The sequence below is a fragment of the uncultured Sphingomonas sp. genome (assembly GCF_913774285.1).
Lineage (GTDB): Bacteria > Pseudomonadota > Alphaproteobacteria > Sphingomonadales > Sphingomonadaceae > Sphingomonas.
On the sequence record NZ_CAJYHX010000032.1, the window covers coordinates 88,487 to 105,743 of the forward strand.

General features: G+C 64.1%; 14 protein-coding genes. 5 read left to right on the forward strand and 9 right to left on the reverse strand.

Annotated features, from left to right (window positions below; translation table 11 throughout):
- Positions 1-51: 51 nt before the first annotated feature.
- Entirely contained in the window at positions 52-870 is an 819-nt protein-coding gene (locus tag QZ670_RS18245; RefSeq protein WP_294258143.1) for a TIM barrel protein, read from the forward strand.
- Positions 871-880: 10 nt separating this feature from the next.
- On the opposite strand, the gene QZ670_RS18250 is transcribed toward QZ670_RS18245, so the two are convergent.
- From QZ670_RS18250 to QZ670_RS18260, 3 genes are read right to left on the reverse strand one after another with little or no spacing between them, the layout of a single operon-like run.
- Positions 881-2,443, reverse strand: a complete 1,563-nt coding sequence (locus tag QZ670_RS18250) for an alpha/beta fold hydrolase (protein WP_294258146.1) — start codon at positions 2,441-2,443, stop codon at positions 881-883.
- 25 nt (positions 2,444-2,468) lie between these two features.
- Positions 2,469-3,101: a hypothetical protein gene (locus QZ670_RS18255; RefSeq protein WP_294258149.1), complete on the reverse strand. Its 633-nt coding sequence runs from the start codon at positions 3,099-3,101 to the stop codon at positions 2,469-2,471.
- On the reverse strand, positions 3,098-3,400 hold the full coding sequence (locus QZ670_RS18260; protein WP_365894692.1) for a PadR family transcriptional regulator: 303 nt from the start codon (positions 3,398-3,400) through the stop codon (positions 3,098-3,100). Before QZ670_RS18260 ends, QZ670_RS18255 begins: the two co-directional genes overlap by 4 nt.
- Before the next feature lie 174 nt (positions 3,401-3,574).
- Here QZ670_RS18260 and QZ670_RS18265 point away from each other — a divergent pair, with 174 nt between their 5' ends.
- Both QZ670_RS18265 and QZ670_RS18270 read left to right on the forward strand, forming a co-directional pair.
- On the forward strand, positions 3,575-6,004 hold the full coding sequence (locus QZ670_RS18265) for an ATP-binding protein (protein ID WP_294258153.1): 2,430 nt from the start codon (positions 3,575-3,577) through the stop codon (positions 6,002-6,004).
- A gap of 455 nt (positions 6,005-6,459) precedes the next feature.
- Positions 6,460-9,168 (forward strand): EAL domain-containing protein, encoded by a 2,709-nt coding sequence (locus QZ670_RS18270; protein ID WP_365894695.1) that lies wholly within the window; start codon positions 6,460-6,462, stop codon positions 9,166-9,168.
- A gap of 319 nt (positions 9,169-9,487) precedes the next feature.
- Here the strand turns inward: QZ670_RS18270 and QZ670_RS18275 are convergent, their stop codons facing one another.
- The 4 genes from QZ670_RS18275 to QZ670_RS18290 form a co-directional block, all read right to left on the reverse strand.
- A complete protein-coding gene (locus QZ670_RS18275) occupies positions 9,488-9,895 on the reverse strand; it encodes a TadE family protein (RefSeq protein WP_294258158.1) in 408 nt (135 codons plus the stop codon).
- Positions 9,892-10,395: a TadE/TadG family type IV pilus assembly protein gene (locus QZ670_RS18280; protein ID WP_294258160.1), complete on the reverse strand. Its 504-nt coding sequence runs from the start codon at positions 10,393-10,395 to the stop codon at positions 9,892-9,894. The genes QZ670_RS18275 and QZ670_RS18280 overlap by 4 nt, the downstream gene beginning before the upstream one ends.
- Positions 10,392-12,374, reverse strand: a complete 1,983-nt coding sequence (locus QZ670_RS18285) for a hypothetical protein (protein WP_294258163.1) — start codon at positions 12,372-12,374, stop codon at positions 10,392-10,394. The genes QZ670_RS18280 and QZ670_RS18285 overlap by 4 nt, the downstream gene beginning before the upstream one ends.
- A 556-nt stretch (positions 12,375-12,930) precedes the next feature.
- On the reverse strand, positions 12,931-13,530 hold the full coding sequence (locus QZ670_RS18290; protein ID WP_294258165.1) for a TetR/AcrR family transcriptional regulator: 600 nt from the start codon (positions 13,528-13,530) through the stop codon (positions 12,931-12,933).
- Between the two features lie 58 nt (positions 13,531-13,588).
- On the opposite strand from QZ670_RS18290, the gene QZ670_RS18295 reads away from it, so the two are divergent.
- Positions 13,589-14,434, forward strand: a complete 846-nt coding sequence (locus tag QZ670_RS18295) for an oxidoreductase (RefSeq protein ID WP_294258168.1) — start codon at positions 13,589-13,591, stop codon at positions 14,432-14,434.
- 176 nt (positions 14,435-14,610) lie between these two features.
- Here the strand turns inward: QZ670_RS18295 and QZ670_RS18300 are convergent, their stop codons facing one another.
- Together QZ670_RS18300 and QZ670_RS18305 are read right to left on the reverse strand one after the other, a co-directional pair.
- Positions 14,611-14,976, reverse strand: a complete 366-nt coding sequence (locus QZ670_RS18300) for a hypothetical protein (protein WP_294258171.1) — start codon at positions 14,974-14,976, stop codon at positions 14,611-14,613.
- 580 nt (positions 14,977-15,556) lie between these two features.
- The gene (locus QZ670_RS18305; RefSeq protein WP_294258173.1) at positions 15,557-15,961 is read right to left on the reverse strand and encodes a response regulator; all 405 of its coding nucleotides are present in this window, start codon (positions 15,959-15,961) and stop codon (positions 15,557-15,559) included.
- A gap of 400 nt (positions 15,962-16,361) precedes the next feature.
- Between QZ670_RS18305 and QZ670_RS18310 the strand changes: the two genes are divergently transcribed.
- On the forward strand, positions 16,362-16,760 hold the full coding sequence (locus QZ670_RS18310; RefSeq protein ID WP_066763442.1) for a VOC family protein: 399 nt from the start codon (positions 16,362-16,364) through the stop codon (positions 16,758-16,760).
- The last annotated feature ends 497 nt before the right edge of the window (positions 16,761-17,257 follow it).

The following is a 17,257-nucleotide window of genomic DNA, read 5'->3' on the forward strand; positions in this document are numbered from 1 at the left end:
CTCGACCGAAACCAAAGGAGGGGGATTGCAATGATCACGCGGCGCGGACTGATGGCTTCGTCTCTCGCGACCTGGGCGCTGTCGGCCGTGCCAGCCTGCTCGGCGCCCGCCGGACGGCTCAAGCAGTCGGTGAGCCGCTGGTGCTATCAGGACATCCCGCTCGACACGCTGTGTGCCGCCGCCGCCAGCATGGGCCTGCAAGGTATCGATCTGCTCGAACCCGCCGATTATGAGACGCCGCGCCGCTATGGCCTGCGCTGCACCATGGGCTATGCCGACCCGGGCATGACGATCGCGCACGGCCTCAACCGCCGCGAGCATCACGCGGCGTTCGAGCAGGCCTTCCGCACCGGCATCCCGCAGGCGGCCAAGGCCGGCGTGCCCAACGTCATCGCCTTTTCCGGCAACCGCCAGGGCATGTCCGACGCGGAAGGGGCGGAGAACACCATCGCCGGGCTGAAGCGGCTCGCGCCGATCGCCGAGGACCATGATGTGACGATCTGCGTCGAGCTGCTCAACAGCAAGCGCGACCATCACGATTACATGGCCGACCACACCGCCTGGGGGGTGCAGGTCGCCAAGGAAGTCGGCTCGCCGCGGGTAAAGCTGCTCTACGACATCTACCATATGCAGATCATGGAGGGCGACCTGATCGCCACGATCCGCGAGAGCCTCCCCTGGATCGGCCATTTCCACACCGGCGGGGTGCCCGGCCGCCACAATCTCGACGACACGCAGGAAGTCGACTGGCACGCGGTGGCGAAGAGCGTCGCCGATCTCGGCTTCCAGGGCTATTTCGCCCACGAGTTCATGCCGACCGGCGACCCGCTAACCGCGCTCGCCCAGGCGGTGCGCACCTGTACCGTCTGAGCGCAGCCACCTAGCGGGGCGGGGCGGTTGCAGCGGCCTGCGGCTTTTCGCCGATCACGCGATCGAGCCAATCCCCCACCAGCGCCACCAGCCGGGGCGAGCCCGCATTGGGGCCCAGCCTGGCCACTTCCTCCTCGCCGCCGGTGACCGCGCCTTCCTGGAACCAGTGGCTCAGCCCGTCGAGCACCACCACCGACCCGCGCGGATTGGCGGCGAGCGCCTTGCGCGCGTCCGCCGCTTCGACCGACGCCACCACCAGCGGATCCTTTTCGGCGAAGACGGCGAGCACCGGCATCTGCAGCGTCTTGAGATCGGACGCGGAGCGGAGCTTGTCCGCTCGCCAGACTTCCTCGGTATCGATCCTCGCGAGCGCGCCTTCGGCCAGCGGCCGGGGAAAGCCCGCGGCCTCGAACCGCGCGATCACCTCGGCGCGGCGCTGTGCGATCGTGGCCGCATCCTTGCGGTCGGCACGCGCCTGGAGCAGCGCCAGGGCCGCATCCGCCGCAGGCTCGGCGACCGTCTGCGGCCGACCGGCGGCGCGCATCTGGCTGAGCATGGCCTGGCGGAGATAGGGCAGGCCATCGCCTACCGAGCCCGCGAGCGTGACCACCGCCGCGATCGTCGGGTCGGCCGCGGCAACCGCAGGCGCGATCACACCGCCCTGGCTATGGCCGATCAGCACGATGCGGCGGCCGTCGATCGCCGGAGTGCGGCGCATCGTCGCCACCGCCGCTTTAGCGTCCGCGGTCAGCCTTTCGACGTCCTCCTTGTAGATGCCGGTCGACTGGCCGATGCCGCGCTTGTCATATTCCAGCGCCGCGATGCCGTGCGCCGTCAGGCGCCGGATGATTTCCGTGTAGCCACCACGACCGTTAGGACCATGCCCCTGGAGCAGGATCGCGAGGGGGTAGGGCGCATGGCCGGCCCCCGCAGGCAGGTGAAGCGTGCCCGCCAGCGTCACGCCCGGCTCGGAGGCGATGCGCACGTCGGTCGCCACCTCGGAGGGGCGGAAGGCGGCGAAGGCGCGCGCGATGTCGGCCTTGCCCGGCATGCCGCGCAGGAAAGCAACAGGGCCCAGCGCGACCGCCGCACCCGCTTTTCCCAACGGCACCGACAGGTTTTGCGACTTCGCCGCGAAGGCTGCCGGCGCCGTACCCTGCACCGACACAGGCTGCCAGCGCGTGGTCAAGCGGCGCTCGGCGGTCCCGAACCGGACATAGCCGGGTGCGCCGCCCTGCAGCCCTACCGTCAAGCGAACCGGTCGTGTCGCACGCGCCCAGAACACCGCGGTCACTTGCTCTCCCGCCGCAATCGCGTCGGGGATCGGCATGGTGGCGCCGCTCGACCAGGCCGCCGTCGGGTGCGGGTCGGGTTGTACAACGAGGACGCCGTACCCGGGCACCGCGCTCTCGCGCTGGTGGCGGTAGGACGCCCCCCATATCGCCCACTCGCTGGTGCCGAGCGTCCGATCCTGGATCTGCGCACGTGCCGGACACGCTGCGAGCAGGACCATGGCGGCAACCGCCATGGCGCGTGTCCGCGCCTTCGAGAAAGCTGCCTTCAGACTGATCATGCACCGCTCCCAAGCTACCGGGGGGTCAGCACCCCTCTTGCAAAAAGTCGTGCGCCGCATGCCACCGCGCGAGCACCGTCACGGCGGCGAGCTCGAACGCGAGGACAAGTGCCGGCTGCAGGATCGCGGCAACGTTCAGCGCCGCACAGGCCGTAACGAGCAGCAGCGTCGTCATGGTCGCCGCACCGATGCAGGCGGTGGTCGCAACACGCCGCCAATCCTGCTCCAGCACCCACCATGCAAGGGGCACATGGCACGCGGCAAGCTGCAGCATGGCGAGCGTCAACGCCGGCGCGATCGCTTGCGAACCGGCGTTGAGCAGGGACCCATCAGGTCCGCTGCCGGAAATCAGGCCCGCCAGCCCGCCGCGTCCCTCGACAAACGGAAGTCCGTATAGCGCGGCCAAGAGCAGTACCGCCGACACCGGAAGAAACAGCCCGAACGCAACGCCGTAGCGCGCCAGTGCGGACCTGCCCTCCCGATGCTGCGGCAGGGTTCGCCACGCCGCAGCCAGGCAACCGAGCGCGAAGCGCAGCGGCCGCCGGTCGTCTTGGGCCGCGTCGAGCTCGCCCACCATCGCCTCTGCCCAGGCCCTGCGGTGCGCGCCGAGGCTTTGCACCGCCAGCGCCAAGATCCATCGGGACAGGACCCGGGTCATGCCGGGAACCGCGCGCCGCCCGGCGCGCTCCCCACTGCTGCGCATTCGCGCGCCAGTGCTACGCCCTTCGCGGTCAGCCGATAGGCGTGGCGGGGCGGGCGCCCTGCCTGCTCGGGCGCACGCCATTCGGCCTCGACCAGCCCCTGATCGGTCATGCGCATCAACAGGGGATAGACCGTGCCAGAGAGCAGCCCGGTGGCCTTCATCAGCTCATAGCCGTGCCACCACTGGGGTGCACGGCCGGCGAGCGCCGCCAGCAATTTCAGCATCTGTGGGGAAGGGCGGCGGTTGCGCGGCATCGGCTGAATACGACATATGTAGACTTAACTGTCAAGCGATTGTGTTTTCCGGACCCAAGCAAGCTGGGAGTGACGTCGGCTAGATCGCGACCTGGCCTGGCCGTGGCGGGGCCGGCACGGGCGCAAGAGAGGAGAGGGAAAGAGAGGCGCGGTAGTCCAATGGTCCTATAATGGGTGAAGCGCGCCTTCCGCGCCGGGAGGACGATGCGAGCAGGCGCGATCATAATTGGTGTGGCGTTTCTGATCGCAGCGCCTGCCTGCGCGGAGGTATCGTTTGCTGAGCAGCAGGTAGCGCGCGCGATCGACCGCATGTTCGCCGACCCCAAGACTGCGCTGGCTGCCGCGCAAGCTGCCCAGGGCGCCGCGAAGATGGGGCCCGTGCCGCCCCCCCTCGCTGCCAAGGCCCGCTGGCTCGAAGGCGAGGCACTGTCACGGCTGGATCGTGATGCCGAGGCCGAACCGTTGATCGCGCGCACCTTGGAGGAGGTGCGAATCCGCTGGCCCAATTCGCGTCTCCATGCCGACCTGCTGATGACCTGGGGCGGCATCCAGCAGAATCGCAGTCACGCCGCCGCCGCGCTGGATGCTTTTCAGCAGGCGCATAACCTGTTCCGCAGCCTGCACGCGCCGCGCAAGCAGGCCATCGCGCTCGTGATGATCGCCAGTCTCTACAACCGCGCCCGCGACAACGAGTCGGCGCTCCGCTATTTCCAGGCGGCGCTGGACGTCGATTCCGGCGATCGCAACCTGCGCATGTCGATCTTCAACAATCGCGGCAACGCGCTGCTCGACATGGATCGCCCTGGCGCCGCCATCCGCGAATATCAACAGGCGCTTGCGCTCGCGACCGCATCTGGCGAGCCTGGACTGAAGGTGCCCATCCTCAACAATCTCGCCCGCACGGCGCTGAAGCAGGGCAAGCTCGCCTCCGCACGACGCTACAGCGACGCCGCCGCGGTCGCGAGCCCCGGTCACAGTTCCGAATATGACGGCAGCCTCCACGCATTGCGGGGGCAGATCGCGCTCAGGCGCGGCTTGATAGGCGACGCGGTGACGGAAATCGACGCTGCGTTCGCGCATATCAGCGATGTCAGTTCCCCCGTCTGGCGTGAGGTGCACGAGGCTGCGGTCGACATCTATACCCGAGCCGGCCGGCCCGCCGATGCGCTGGCGCACCTCAAGGCGCTGAAGCGGATCGACGACGAAGTGACGAAGATCGCAACGGACACCAATACCGCCCTGCTCGCCGCCCGGTTCGATGCGACCAACCAGCAGCTCCGCATCGAGAAGCTGCGCACCAACGAGGCCAATCAGCGCGCCCGATTTGCCCGCGATCGCGCGCTGTTCCAGCTGCTGCTGGTCGGTGGGATGCTGTTCGTCGCGGTTGGAGGGGCAGCACTGCTCGCCTTCGCGCTGGTGCACATCCACCGCAGCCGCCGGGAAGTGCGGATCGCCAATCGCGACCTCGCCGCCAGCAATGCCGAGCTCGGCAAGGCGCTCGCCGCCAAGCGCGAGTTTCTGGCCACCACCAGCCACGAGTTCCGGACCCCGCTCAACGGCATCCTGGGTATGAGCGAAGTGCTGCTTGCGGACTCCACGCTTGGCGAAGAGGCTCGCGCGCGGGTCGCGGTGCTGCAAGACGCCGGCCGCTCGATGCAGAACCTGGTCAACGATGTGCTCGACATGGCCTCGCTCGACAGCGGCAAGATCGCGCTGGAACACGCGCCGTTCGGACTGCGCGCGCTGATCGAGAACGTCGCCCAGCGCTGGGCAGTCGAAGCGGCGCAGCGCGGACTGGCGTTCACGTTGAACTGCGCCGACTGCCCCCAGACGCTGACCGGTGACTCGCGAAAGATCGGCCAGATCATTCACCATCTCCTCTCAAACGCGGTCAAGTTCACCCACGAGGGTGGCGTTGCGCTTACCGCCTCCTCCCTGGACGGGCAGCCTGGCGCCGAGATTGTCGTGGCGGATACCGGCATCGGTATCGCGGCGGAACAGCAGGTGCTCGTTTTCGGCAAGTTCTACCAAGTCGATGGCGGCACCACGCGCGCGCATAGCGGCATCGGCGTCGGATTGGCGCTAGCGCGCACCTTTGCCACGGCGATGGGCGGCACCCTCACGGTCGAGAGCGCGCTCGGAGCCGGCGCAATCTTTCGACTGCGCCTGCCGGAGGGCGCATCGGCCTCGGCGGCGGAGATCGAAGCAGCTCGGCCGCTCACGGGGCAGAGGTTACTTCTTGTCGAAGCTAACCCGCTTGCGCGCGCCATGACGCTGCATGCTTTGCTGCAGGCCGGGTTCGTAGTGGATGCCGTGGACTCGGCAGATGTTGCACTTACGCACCTCATGACTCGTGCTACCGATCTGATGCTTGTCACCGCGGACCTCGCATCAGCGGCGGATCTGGCGGCATTGTTGGCCGCTGCGCGCAGACGGGAGGTCGTCACCACCGTCCTCTTCGACCCCGGCAATGCCATCGGCGCTCCAACGCTCGAGGCCGCCGACTTGCATCAGTACGTTGCGAAGCCGGTCACGATGGGAGCGCTCATTCAACGGCTGCGGCACCCCGTGGGCCAGGCCGCCGGGATGACTGCTTGGCATTGAAGATCTTTCGATCGACGGCAAATGTTTCGAGGATCGCACGGGCGAGACTTCCCTCCGCGTTCATATTTGGCCTGAACGCGGTCTGCCGGCTTCGGGCAGCAGCCGGCCAATGCCGGTCGTCCGGGCCGCCCCACCGCGAGCGTCTGCTCACGACGGAGGCTGCCGTTGATCCGTGTCGAAACAACCGCACCCAAGGCGCGTACTTCAGAGGAAGGCTTGCTCCTCCCAATAGCTTCCGCGCAGGCGTTAACGCCTCCGGCAAACCCGGCGGAACTGATTCCGCCGCCAAGGGCCGCCGATCTGCAAAGCGCGGGTGGACCGCCCAAATTTCAGGCAGACAAATGTTAAGGGCTTGACCGTAGGACTGCGCGACGACCGAAGAGGTTATGATGTTCGCGATAGCTTATTGTATTTCCGAGAAACATGATCTGCGGCTCGTTGGGCTTGCCGGAGCGGTGTGCCTGCTGACGGCGCTCACCGCCGTGCTGATGCTGCGTCAAAGCACACGCGCGCCGCGCAACGGGGCGATCTGGAAGGCTGCAGGCGCACTGGCGACCTCCTTCGGCATCTGGGCGACGCATTTTATCGCGATGCTCGGCTATGATCCGGGCTTTCAGTTCGGCTTCGGCGTCGGGCTGTCCGCGGTATCGCTGCTTCTCGTCGCCAGCACGATCGTCACGGCGTTTCAGCTGGTGACGCGCCGAAGCACAGTTGCGACCCTCGTCGCTGCAGGCCTGGTTGCCATGGTGGGCATCGGCCTCATGCACTATGTCGGCATGGCAGCTATCGATATGCCCGCTCGGATACGATGGCATCCTGGCTATGTCGTGCTGTCGATTCTTTGCGGCGCGGCGCTGTTCGTGCCTGGACTGGTCCTCGCCGTCCAGCGCACCACCGCCTGGAGCGGCGCGGCAGCCGCGCTGCTGATGACGCTGGCGGTGGTGAGCCTGCATTTCACCGGCATGACCGCGATCCAGCTGGTCCCCTGGGCACGCGAGGGAATGGGCGCAAATCTCTCGCCGCGATCGATGTCGTTCGTGCTCGCGATCATCACCGTGCTGCTGTTGGCAATGTGCCTGTGCTGCGCGCTGATCGCCCGCCGCACCCGCGCGGCGATCGCGGTTAGCGAGCGCCAGTTCAGCATCCTTGCCAAGGGCATCTCCGACTGCGCACTGTACATGCTCGACACGCAGGGACGCGTCGCCAATTGGAATACCGGCGCGGCGCGGCTCAAAGGCTATGCCGAGGCGGAAGTCATCGGCAGCCACCTGTCGCGTTTCTACACCCCGGAAGATCGTGCGCGCGGCGCGGCAGATGCCGCGCTTGCCACGGCGGCGGCTGAAGGCAAGACCTCCGGCGAGGGCTGGCGACTGCGCAAGGACGGCTCGCGCTTCTGGGCGCATGTGACGATCGAGCGCATGCTGGACGAGAATGGGCGGCTGATCGGCTTTGCCAAGATCACCCGTGACATGACGCAGGCAAAACTGGACCGCGACCATGTCGCCGAGGCACAGCGCCACCGCGATGCGGCACTGGAGCACATGCATCAGGGCCTGTGCCTGTTCGATGCGCAAGAACGCCTGATTCTGCGCAACGATCGCTTCCTGAAGCTCTGGCAGCTGGGCCCCGATGCCTGTCCGCCGGGATCCAGCCTCACCGAGGTCACGCGCCAGGCCCTGGAGGCGCGGGTGGGCGGCCCTGTCCCGGCAGCACGCGTGGCGGAGGGCCGGAGCCGCATACTTGCTGCGCTCGAGGACGGCGGCGATCCGCAGATCATCGCCGAATATGACGCTGATTTCGTGCTTTCGATCGACAGTCGCAGGCTGCCGGACGGCGGCTGGGTTACCACCTTCGAGGATATCAGTGCGCGGCGACAGTCGGAAGCGCGGATCGCGCACATGGCACTTCACGACGCACTGACCGGTCTGCCCAACCGTGTTCAGCTCTACAGCTGGCTCGATGCGGAGATTGCCCGGGCTGCGGCAGGCGGCGCGCACCTCGCGGTAGCGGCCATCGATTTGGATCGCTTCAAGGAGATCAACGACTCGCTCGGGCATGCCGAGGGTGACCGGGTACTGGGCGAGATCGGCGGGGCCCTTCAGGCAGCCCTGCAAGATCAGGAGATCGCCGCGCGCGTAGGCGGCGATGAGTTCGTGGTGGCCAAACGCTACGACAATCCGGCAGAATTGGAGGGCTTTGTCGCGCGGTTGGAGGGCTGCCTGTTCAGCGGGTTCGCCGCCCAGGGCTCTCTAGCGGTCGGTGCAAGCTTGGGGGTAGCGGTGTTTCCCAGTGACGCCATGGATCGCGAGACGCTGCTCAACAATGCCGATCTCGCCATGTACCGCGCCAAGGGAGACTTCGCCGAGCGGATCTGCTATTACGAGCCTGGCATGGACGAGCAGGCGCGACACCGCAGGGTGATTGCGAACGATCTCCGCTACGCTGCCGCGCGCGGCGAGCTGCGGCTGCTGTATCAGCCGCAACGCTCGCTCCAGTCAGATACGCTGATCGGCTATGAAGCGCTGCTCCGCTGGGCGCATCCGAAGCTCGGCGGGATCCCGCCAATGGAGTTCATTCCGATTGCCGAAGAGACCGGAGAGATTATCCGGCTCGGCGAATGGGTGCTGCGCACCGCCTGCACCGAAGCAGCGGCGTGGCCGAACGCGCACAAGGTGGCGGTCAACCTGTCGCCGGTCCAGCTGCTCAAGCCCGACCTGCCGGAGGTGATCACCGAGATCCTGGTGGAAACCGGCCTGGCACCGACGCGGCTAGAACTGGAGATCACCGAAACCGCGCTGATCGCCGACAAGGCCCGCGCGCTCCACGGCCTGCGACGGATAAAGGCGCTGGGGGTGCGAGTGGCGATGGACGATTTCGGCACGGGCTATTCTTCGCTCGACACGCTCCACGCCTTTCCGTTCGACAAGATCAAGATCGACAAGTCGTTCCTCGCCGAATCCGAACGCAGCGAGCAGGCACGGGCGATCATCCGCGCCATTCTGGCGCTGGGCCGCAGTCTGTCGATTCCGGTGCTGGCGGAGGGGCTTGAGACCGATGCCCAGCGGGATCTGCTGCTGCGCGAGGGCTGTGCCGAGGCGCAGGGCTATCTGTTCGGGCGTCCAGCGACGATCGAGATCGGAGCGATTGTTCAGGCAATGGGCTGAGTGAAACGGGACGGGTTCTTTCATCAGTCGACGAAGGGGGAGGGCTGGTTCACTGTCGATAGAAAGATAGAACGAGCTCCGCTTCGAAGGTTCGCATAATCAGTGTTATTTATACTGCACCACTCGAAAACATATGGGCACAAATTGACCGTGCTGTACTTGCCCTAGCTTGGGCTCGGGCGGGCTTGTGCGCTTCCACATTGGCGATTGAGCCATGAATGCAACATATCTACAGAGATCGTTGAGTTACAGGAGGGCGCCATAGGCCCGAACTCACGGGAATGGGGCGCATGTTCCGAGGAGAAGCTCTCCCTGAAACTCAAGACAGCTTCGGAAAGCAGCCATGCGCCTGAACGCTCGACGGCAGAGCCGCGATAAAGCCCGATAGGGGCGAAGCGAAGTCGTAGCGGATCGTCACCTGCACTGCCCCCGGATTGCCGTCGCAGGTCGTGCTGGCATTATAGCTTACGAGAGCGGAATTGAGCCGCAGGCCTCGTCGCAGCCCGTGCGCGGTGGCGAAACCCTTGATATCGTTCTGGGTCTTGCAGGAAGATGCCAGTGCCCCGCAGCGGGCCGCGCTATAGGCGGTCTCCGTCAACGCCTGCTTCACCCATAGCAGGCGCCCTACCTCGATGATGCCGAACAGCATCATCAAGAACACGGGGGCCAGCAATGCGAACTCGATCGCAGTGGCACCGCTGCTGTCATCGCCGAGCCGCCGGCTCATTGAAGCCGTACCGCAACGGATTGCACGATCTGCGTCCCGTTCAACATGCCCCGCGGCAAGACGACGGCCCGGTACCGGGACGACGCGGTTATCTGCAGATAATAGCCTGCGGTCGATGCGGGCGTGTTCCCCGACGGGCAGCTGCTTCCGCAGGCAGCACTCATATAGCTTCCCGTGGTCGACAGGCAGGCGCAGCTTCGCCCGGTGTTGACGCAGCCGTTCACGGAGCCGTTGCAGCTCACGCTGACCTGCGGCGGATCGGACAGATGCGCGGCGTTCTGAATATAGGTCGGAAGGGCCTGAAACGGGACGGCGGACCGGTTGGTGAATGCAGAGATAGACCCGGCGGATACTGCTGCCGCCAATTGGCTTCGCTGCACGAAATAGCTGGCGAAATCCAGCGCCACCAACGCGCACAGGAAGAAGAACAGCGTCAGCAGCGCAAACTCGATCGTTGCTGCGCCCTGCTCGTCTGACGTGATTCTCCGCTTGCGGCTCATTGGACAAGGCCTATCGCGCTGGTTCCGCCATTGCCGCTGCCGCCAACGATGCTCGAGCATGCGGACCCGGCCGCCGCGCCCCCGCTGGCAGTGATGGTGCGGGCGATCAGCATGAAGCACTGGCCGTTGGACAAGGTCGTGCTGCCGCCCGACATGGTCAGGTCGGAATTGGGAAGATGGACGGCCCCCACGAAGACATTCTGCGCCCCTGCGGCCCAGTTCGTTGTGCTGCCGGTCAGGCTGTCGATCAGCAGGTCGGCGATCGCGCCGCCGGCGACGCTGGTGCTGCTTGCGACGAACTTGGTTCGCGCCCCGCCCGCGAGATTGACCGTGCCGGAAAGCACGAACGAGACGTTGATCCCGGCCAGATCATAGCCCGAAACATCGACCCCCTCCAGCGTCGACCCATAGGTCTGGCCGGTGACCGCCGATTTATAGGGCCAGGTCGTGCCGCCGGTACCGTTGGTGAAGTTTCCCGCGATGGTGTAGCGGCTCGTGGCGAAGAGCACCGAGCCGGCGACGTTCAGATTGCCCTTGATCAGATGGTTGGCCGTGCGCCCGAACACGATCCGGCTGCCGCCTGCCGTCGCAATGTCGCCGCCCGCGCTGAACGCGCCGTCTCCCATCAGGAAAACAGCGCTGCCGGACAAGGTGATGGCCTTGCCCGTGCTGTCGGCGCCGATACGATAATCGCCCGCTGCCGCGGCGACCGTGGAGTCGCCATCCACCAACATGCCGGACACCACATCCAGGTCCCCCGCGCCCATCTTCAGCGAACTTTCACCGCCGAGAGTGATGGCCCGGAAGGCATGGTTGCCCGAGCCCAGGGTCAGCGTAGCGCCGCCCCCGAGCGACAAGGTGCCGTTCATCGTCACCGGGCCGTTGCCGAAACTGTTCGGGCCATAGAAGCCGATAGCGCCGCTGCCGATCGACAGGCTGCCATTTCCCATCGTCACGCCGCTCGATCCGCTGTCGAAACCGCCATTGACCGACAGATTCACATCACCAAAGACGACGGTGGAACCGCCGCCGATCGTGAGCCCGTTGGCAACGGTGATCGTCGAACCGCTCGCGAATTGAACCTTCACCCCGCCATCGATCGTCAGTTTGCCGATCGTGTACTTGCCGACGGGAACGACGAAATTGCCGGAATTGCCTCGCTCAAAGCCAGCGACGGTAGGCGAAGGCGAGAAGCCGAACGTCCAGTCCGATCCGGACGGCGTAGCAGGGTTGCCGATCGCGCGAGCAGCCACGCTGGATCCGATGATCTGACGCGCCGCGGCGAGGTCGGTATTGTCGCCCAGCGGGTCGATAATCGTCGTTGCCGCATTCACCTGCTTGTCCGCTGGCGGCACGTTCGTGTTCCAGGACGGGTTTGTGAAACTGCCAGCGTATCGAAGCAGCGATGTGGTCAGCGTACCCCAGTCGTTCAGGATGCTGCCGGCGCCCGAGACGATGTTCTTCGCCGCAATGCGGGTACCCCGGTTCTCGATATTGGCGACGGCGGCAACCGAGCAGTCCGGCGTGTCGATCGTGGCGCCGCCACTGGTTGCGATGCCCACGCCCGAAGACGCAAGCGCAATGATGCAGGGCGGTGCGATCGCGCTGGTGGCGCTGAGGGAAGCAATCGAGGTCGCTCCGACATCATAGCTTCCACGATATCCAAGCGCCTTCGCGATCGCAAACGGCACGGACGTGGTGATGGTAACCTTGACCGACTTTGCGCCGGTCGTGGGCGTGTCGTTGAGGATCGTTGCCGTCACCCGCGCGCCGGATACGCCGTTGGCAACGGCCAAATCTTGCGCCGTCGGCAACAGGATGGCCGCATTGGAATTCGCGCCTTGATAGGCGAGGGCTGCGCTGAGTGCTGCCGCATCTGCCGTGCGCTGGTTGCTGATCAACTGACTGTAGCCGCGTGCCAGGTCGACCGAGACGGCGCCCGTCGCGCACAATATGGGCAGGGACAGCGCCCCGATCACAGCTACGGTTCCGCGAACATTTGCATGAAATGCTGTCGCCCAAGCGCGAGGAATTGATGATCGGTCGCGACGCATCGCCGCTATGTATTAGGAATACATATATTTTTTGTTAATCGGAGAAAAAGGTGCGCCGCCAGGTCGCCGGTGTCGTGGTATTTCAGGATTGCGCAAACTGTTGATTACATCTCTGGGGATATTGCAATCGTATCTGGAGGCGCAATAAATATCCTAACATATTCAATTATGCGACAATACCGTAAGGACGCTTACGGGCTGAGCGAGTTGAGCTCGCAGTAATGTGCCGGGCGCTGCAACACCCAGAAGAATATTCCGCTGACGAAGTGAGGCGCTTTATGTTGCAAACCATGCTCGGTGCGCCCTGCGATGTATCTAGGCCGGATACTAGGCTTCGAATATGTGGGCGTGGAGTCTGCCCGATGAATGACCCACCAGCAGGTGAGGGCCCTTGACCTTCACCATGTGCGGCAGGAATCCGTCACCGGGGCCGTCTTGGTGAGGATGACGTTCTGGGAATATGCGGTCGCTGGCGGAAAGGTCATTGCTGCCCGGTGAAGGTCGGTATCAACGCATCCGCGATTTTAAGGGCTGCCGGGCCAAGCTCCGCATCGGATAGCTCGCCCGCCGACCAAAATGACAGAATGCCTCGGAAGGCAAAAGCAAGCTGTCGGGATAGCTCGTTTTTGTCAGCCTCGCGTGGTGCTCGCCGATCCTGCTGACCTTCAAGAGCGACTGCCCAGAAGGCCGTGGATCGTGCCAGCGCATCCGCCTGAACAGGACCCGCAGCGCCGATCGCCCCCATCACCGCGCGGTTCACGGCCGGCTCGTCCAGCATGACGGACACCGCCACCTCGATCGCCCGGCGAACGCGACCCGCCACATCCGCAGAGTGCGGCGCGGCGGCATACCGCGCCGCCATGGCCTCCATACGGCGACCGGAAAGAGCGTGCATGATCCCGGCCTTGCTGCCGAACTGGTTGAAAGGAGTGGCGAAGCTGACCCCCGCTTCCCCAGCCAGCTCCCGCATCGAAAACTCAGGCTTGCCGTCGCGCAGCAGCCGCTCCGCCGCATCGAGCACGCGCTGACGGACAGGCTCCCCTTTTCCACCAGTGGGCCCGTTGGTCTTGCGACACGTCATAGATTTCCTATATCATGATATACTTGCACGGCCATTCCGCCATCCCGGAGTTTATCGTATGCGCACCTCCTCCCCCAAGACTTTCCTCATTACCGGCGTCAGTTCGGGCTTGGGGCGCGCTTTCGCACAGGGCGCTCTCGATGCTGGCCATCGCGTTGTCGGCACGGTGCGGAGGTCAGAGGATGCCGAGGCGTTCGCGGCGCTCGATCCCGACCGCGCCCATCCACTCGTCCTGGACGTCACCGACTATGATGCGATCCCGGTAGCTACTGCCAAGACTGAAAACATTGTGGGTCCGGTCGACGTGCTGGTAAACAATGCGGGCTATGGTCACGAGGGCGTGTTGGAAGAGTCCACGATGGACGATCTTCAGCGCCAGTTCGCCGCCAATGTATTCGGCCCCGTCGCAATGATGAAGGCGGTCCTGCCGACGATGCGCGAGCGGCGCCGTGGCCACATCGTCAACGTTACCTCAATGGGCGGTTTCATAACCATGCCGGGTATCAGCTTCTATTGCGGCAGCAAGTTTGCGCTCGAAGGAATTTCGGAGGCGCTTGGCAAGGAGGTTGCCAGTTTCGGGATCCACGTCACCGCGCTTGCGCCCGGTCAGTTCCGTACCGACTGGGCGGGACGATCGATGGACCGTACCCCGCGCAGCATTCCCGACTATGACGAGGTAATGAATCCACTGCGCGAAGCTCGCCAGGCCAAGAGCGGCAATCAGCCAGGTGACCCGTCAAAGGCCGCGCAGGTGTTGCTTTCACTGGTCGAAGCCGAGAACCCGCCTATTCGCCTCTTCCTAGGTGACGATGCGCTGGGACTGGTCGATCAGAAGCTTGAAGCGATGAAAGCAGAACGCCACCACTGGGATACGCTTTCGCGTTCAACCAGCTTCGGGGCTTAGCCTTTCCGAAAAAGAATGTTTTTTGCGATCGGTGCCCGGCGCGCAATTCGCAAGCCGTTCAGCCCATTCGCGTTCCCAACACATGTCTCGGATTGCTATTTCCCCGGATGGCGCCTCGGGCATGAGAAATTGGAACGGATCCCGGTCAGCAATGGGCAGCTTTCGGGCCCCTCATTCTACGGCCTCAACGGCCGAGGTTCGACCGGCGCGGACGGCGGCGTTTCTGCCGCCGTGCTGGTAGCAGGCTCGCCGATTTCATCGCGACGAACGCGCTTCAGCTCGGACGCGCACAGGCGACTGAGCCCTTCGACGCAAGAGGTAGGGGAGGAAGGTGTGTTGGCGCAGATGATGTCCACGTCGAGCTTGTCGAGTGCGCGGCCCAGGTGCGACAAGCCATCGCCGTCGGCCGTCGCACGGTTGTTCCGAAAGGCGCTTTGCTTGTCCGAATAGAAGGCGATCGACTTGCCGAGCCGCTCGAGATAGGTGCGTGTCGGCTGCAGGTAGGAGAGGGCGCTCTCGCTCGGCGCCATTTCGAGGTGCATCAGCTCGCTCCTCGCATCGTCGATCCAGGTCGACGGCTCGGACGAGCCCGCAGCGGTCGAGCCGCATCAAGGTGTCGAACCGATAGATTTCGGTCTCACTCGTCGTCAGCATCGCCATCGCTGCACACCCTCATTGTCCAGGGCGCCCAAGGCACCGCTGTGCCACTTCTAATTTTTTGCTGAGCTGTACCATTTGTACGTTGCGCTTACACCCGGTGAGCTTTCCATTCGAAGTGCGAAAACGGCTGTAGCAGCAGGGGCTGCGCGGAGCCATCCTCCTAGCGCAGCGCTGCCCCTGCTGGTGTCTTGGATTTCCGGCTCCTGTCCCCGGACCCGCTGCGTACGCGGCGGGCCCGGTCACACCGCCTCAGCCGATGATGCTCGTGCTATTGGGTAGGGCGTCGACGGCAGCTTCGGCAGAGAAAGCGGACCGGCAGCTCGCGCCCAGTTTCAGTCATTCCATGGCGGCGGCTCGAACAACGTCGAGCCCGTAAAGCCCAAAGTAGCTGTCTTAAACTCTAGTGCCCATGCGGCTCAAGTATGTGTCCCGCACCTCGAAAGGGGGTGCAGGACGGCAATGTCACAGACCGGTGCTCGCCTCGTTGATTAGCGTGGATATTGCAGTCAGAAGCTGCGCTGGAGCGAACGGCTTTTGAACCAAGATGCTCTTGGGAACGCCTTGAGCCGACCAATCTTCCGCGCTCTCAGCCGTCATGTAGACCACCGGCAGATTAGGTTTCAGCTCTCGCGCGCGACGCGCAACATCCCATCCTGTTGAGCCGGAGCCAAGTCGAACGTCAGTGATCAACCCGGCGATGCTATCTGCATCAGCTTCGAGAATTCTTATGGCATCCTGCGCGTTACTCGCGTCAACGACCTCAAATCCTCCATCATGCAATGTATCTTGGGCGTTGATGAGAAGCATCGGTTCGTCCTCTACGAGCAGGACGAGAATTGTGATGTTCATTATATGTGCTTCTTTCATGAGGTCTGCAGGCGTAAGCCCTTGACCATGCGTTCAATCTGACCGCGCTCTTCAAGTAGCTGGCGTTCTGCGGCGGCAGCACTCAGGAATACTCCTCTTGATCTGCATCACACGCTGTACAAGCGAACGTGCACATGGTTCCCAATGCGCAACGACAGCCTACGGCTAATGTCGCATTTTGGATCATCGCGCGGTCCAGCGGCGTGTGGCGAAAAGGCGCTTGATGCGTCGGAACCGTCCGTCCGGTGCAATCGTGGTCCGCTGCCCGTGGATTTTCCACCATAGCGGCTGTCGCCCCAATAACGGACATTCCACGGGCCGGGGTGACCGCGGTACACGCGCAGGTTATGTGAGACTGCTAATAGCGATCGGAATTCGATCAGCCTTCAGGAGAGTGTCTGTGCTTTTTCACACCATGGTCGGATCGAACGACATTGAACGCTCCAAGCGCTTCTACGATACGGTACTCGGCATCTTGGGTGCAGGGGAAGGGACGCGGAATATCGCCGACAGCGGCCATACACGTCTGATCTACAATAACGGCAACGGAACCAACTTCATCGTCAGCCAGCCCATCAACGACGAACCGGCGAGCGTTGCCAACGGAAGCACGGTCGCTTTTTCCTGCGACTCGCCCGAACAGGTAAAGCAGCTTCACGATACCGCCGTTGCCGCTGGCGGGACATCGATCGAAGCTCCGCCCGGACCGCGCGAAACGGCCTCGATGGGCACCATCGAACTGGCCTATTTTCGTGACCCCGACGGCAACAAATTGTGTGGAATTCATTTTCCTGCATGATCCATCCGACCGGGGTTCGCTTCTGATCAGAAGCGGCCCCCGATTATGCGATCCTGCGAAAGTCCGCTTTCCCCTAGAAGCGGATATGGGACCGGCGGAGATACCCTCCGCCGCGTCCACGTTTTTCTGCCACGCAGCGTACCGATAATACCCGCATGTAGCGAGCCGGTACCCACGTCCGCTTTCGCCCAAACCCGGACGTTCAGGCTGGCGATCCGGGCGCCCAATAACGGCCATTCGTTAAGCGCGATCTTTCCCGTTTCTCCGTCTTCGATTGGCCATTTCGGAAAAAAGGAATTGGGAACAGGTTTTGGGAAAGCGTAACCCGCAGGCGTCCGTCAGCGCGATCGAGGCGGTAGGTTCCCGCCCGACGTTCCTTTACGGGAACGCCGATCAGGCTCTGGTTAGCTCAGTTTTGCGCGTGATAGTCCAATGCTCCAGTCGTTTGTAGACGATCACCTTGTCGCCGATCAGATCTCCATGCCGGCGACAGAAGA

What these genes read in the sequence shown, in the direction of transcription:
- QZ670_RS18300 (WP_294258171.1), bottom strand. Translation starts at nt 14,976, where the DNA reads ATGCACCTCGAAATGGCGCCGAGCGAGAGCGCCCTCTCCTACCTGCAG.
- QZ670_RS18255 (WP_294258149.1), bottom strand. Translation starts at nt 3,101, where the DNA reads ATGACCCGGGTCCTGTCCCGATGGATCTTGGCGCTGGCGGTGCAAAGC.
- QZ670_RS18290 (WP_294258165.1), bottom strand. Translation starts at nt 13,530, where the DNA reads ATGACGTGTCGCAAGACCAACGGGCCCACTGGTGGAAAAGGGGAGCCT.
- QZ670_RS18295 (WP_294258168.1), top strand. Translation starts at nt 13,589, where the DNA reads ATGCGCACCTCCTCCCCCAAGACTTTCCTCATTACCGGCGTCAGTTCG.
- QZ670_RS18305 (WP_294258173.1), bottom strand. Translation starts at nt 15,961, where the DNA reads ATGAAAGAAGCACATATAATGAACATCACAATTCTCGTCCTGCTCGTA.
- QZ670_RS18245 (WP_294258143.1), top strand. Translation starts at nt 52, where the DNA reads ATGGCTTCGTCTCTCGCGACCTGGGCGCTGTCGGCCGTGCCAGCCTGC.
- QZ670_RS18280 (WP_294258160.1), bottom strand. Translation starts at nt 10,395, where the DNA reads ATGAGCCGCAAGCGGAGAATCACGTCAGACGAGCAGGGCGCAGCAACG.
- QZ670_RS18275 (WP_294258158.1), bottom strand. Translation starts at nt 9,895, where the DNA reads ATGAGCCGGCGGCTCGGCGATGACAGCAGCGGTGCCACTGCGATCGAG.
- QZ670_RS18250 (WP_294258146.1), bottom strand. Translation starts at nt 2,443, where the DNA reads ATGATCAGTCTGAAGGCAGCTTTCTCGAAGGCGCGGACACGCGCCATG.
- QZ670_RS18260 (WP_365894692.1), bottom strand. Translation starts at nt 3,400, where the DNA reads ATGCCGCGCAACCGCCGCCCTTCCCCACAGATGCTGAAATTGCTGGCG.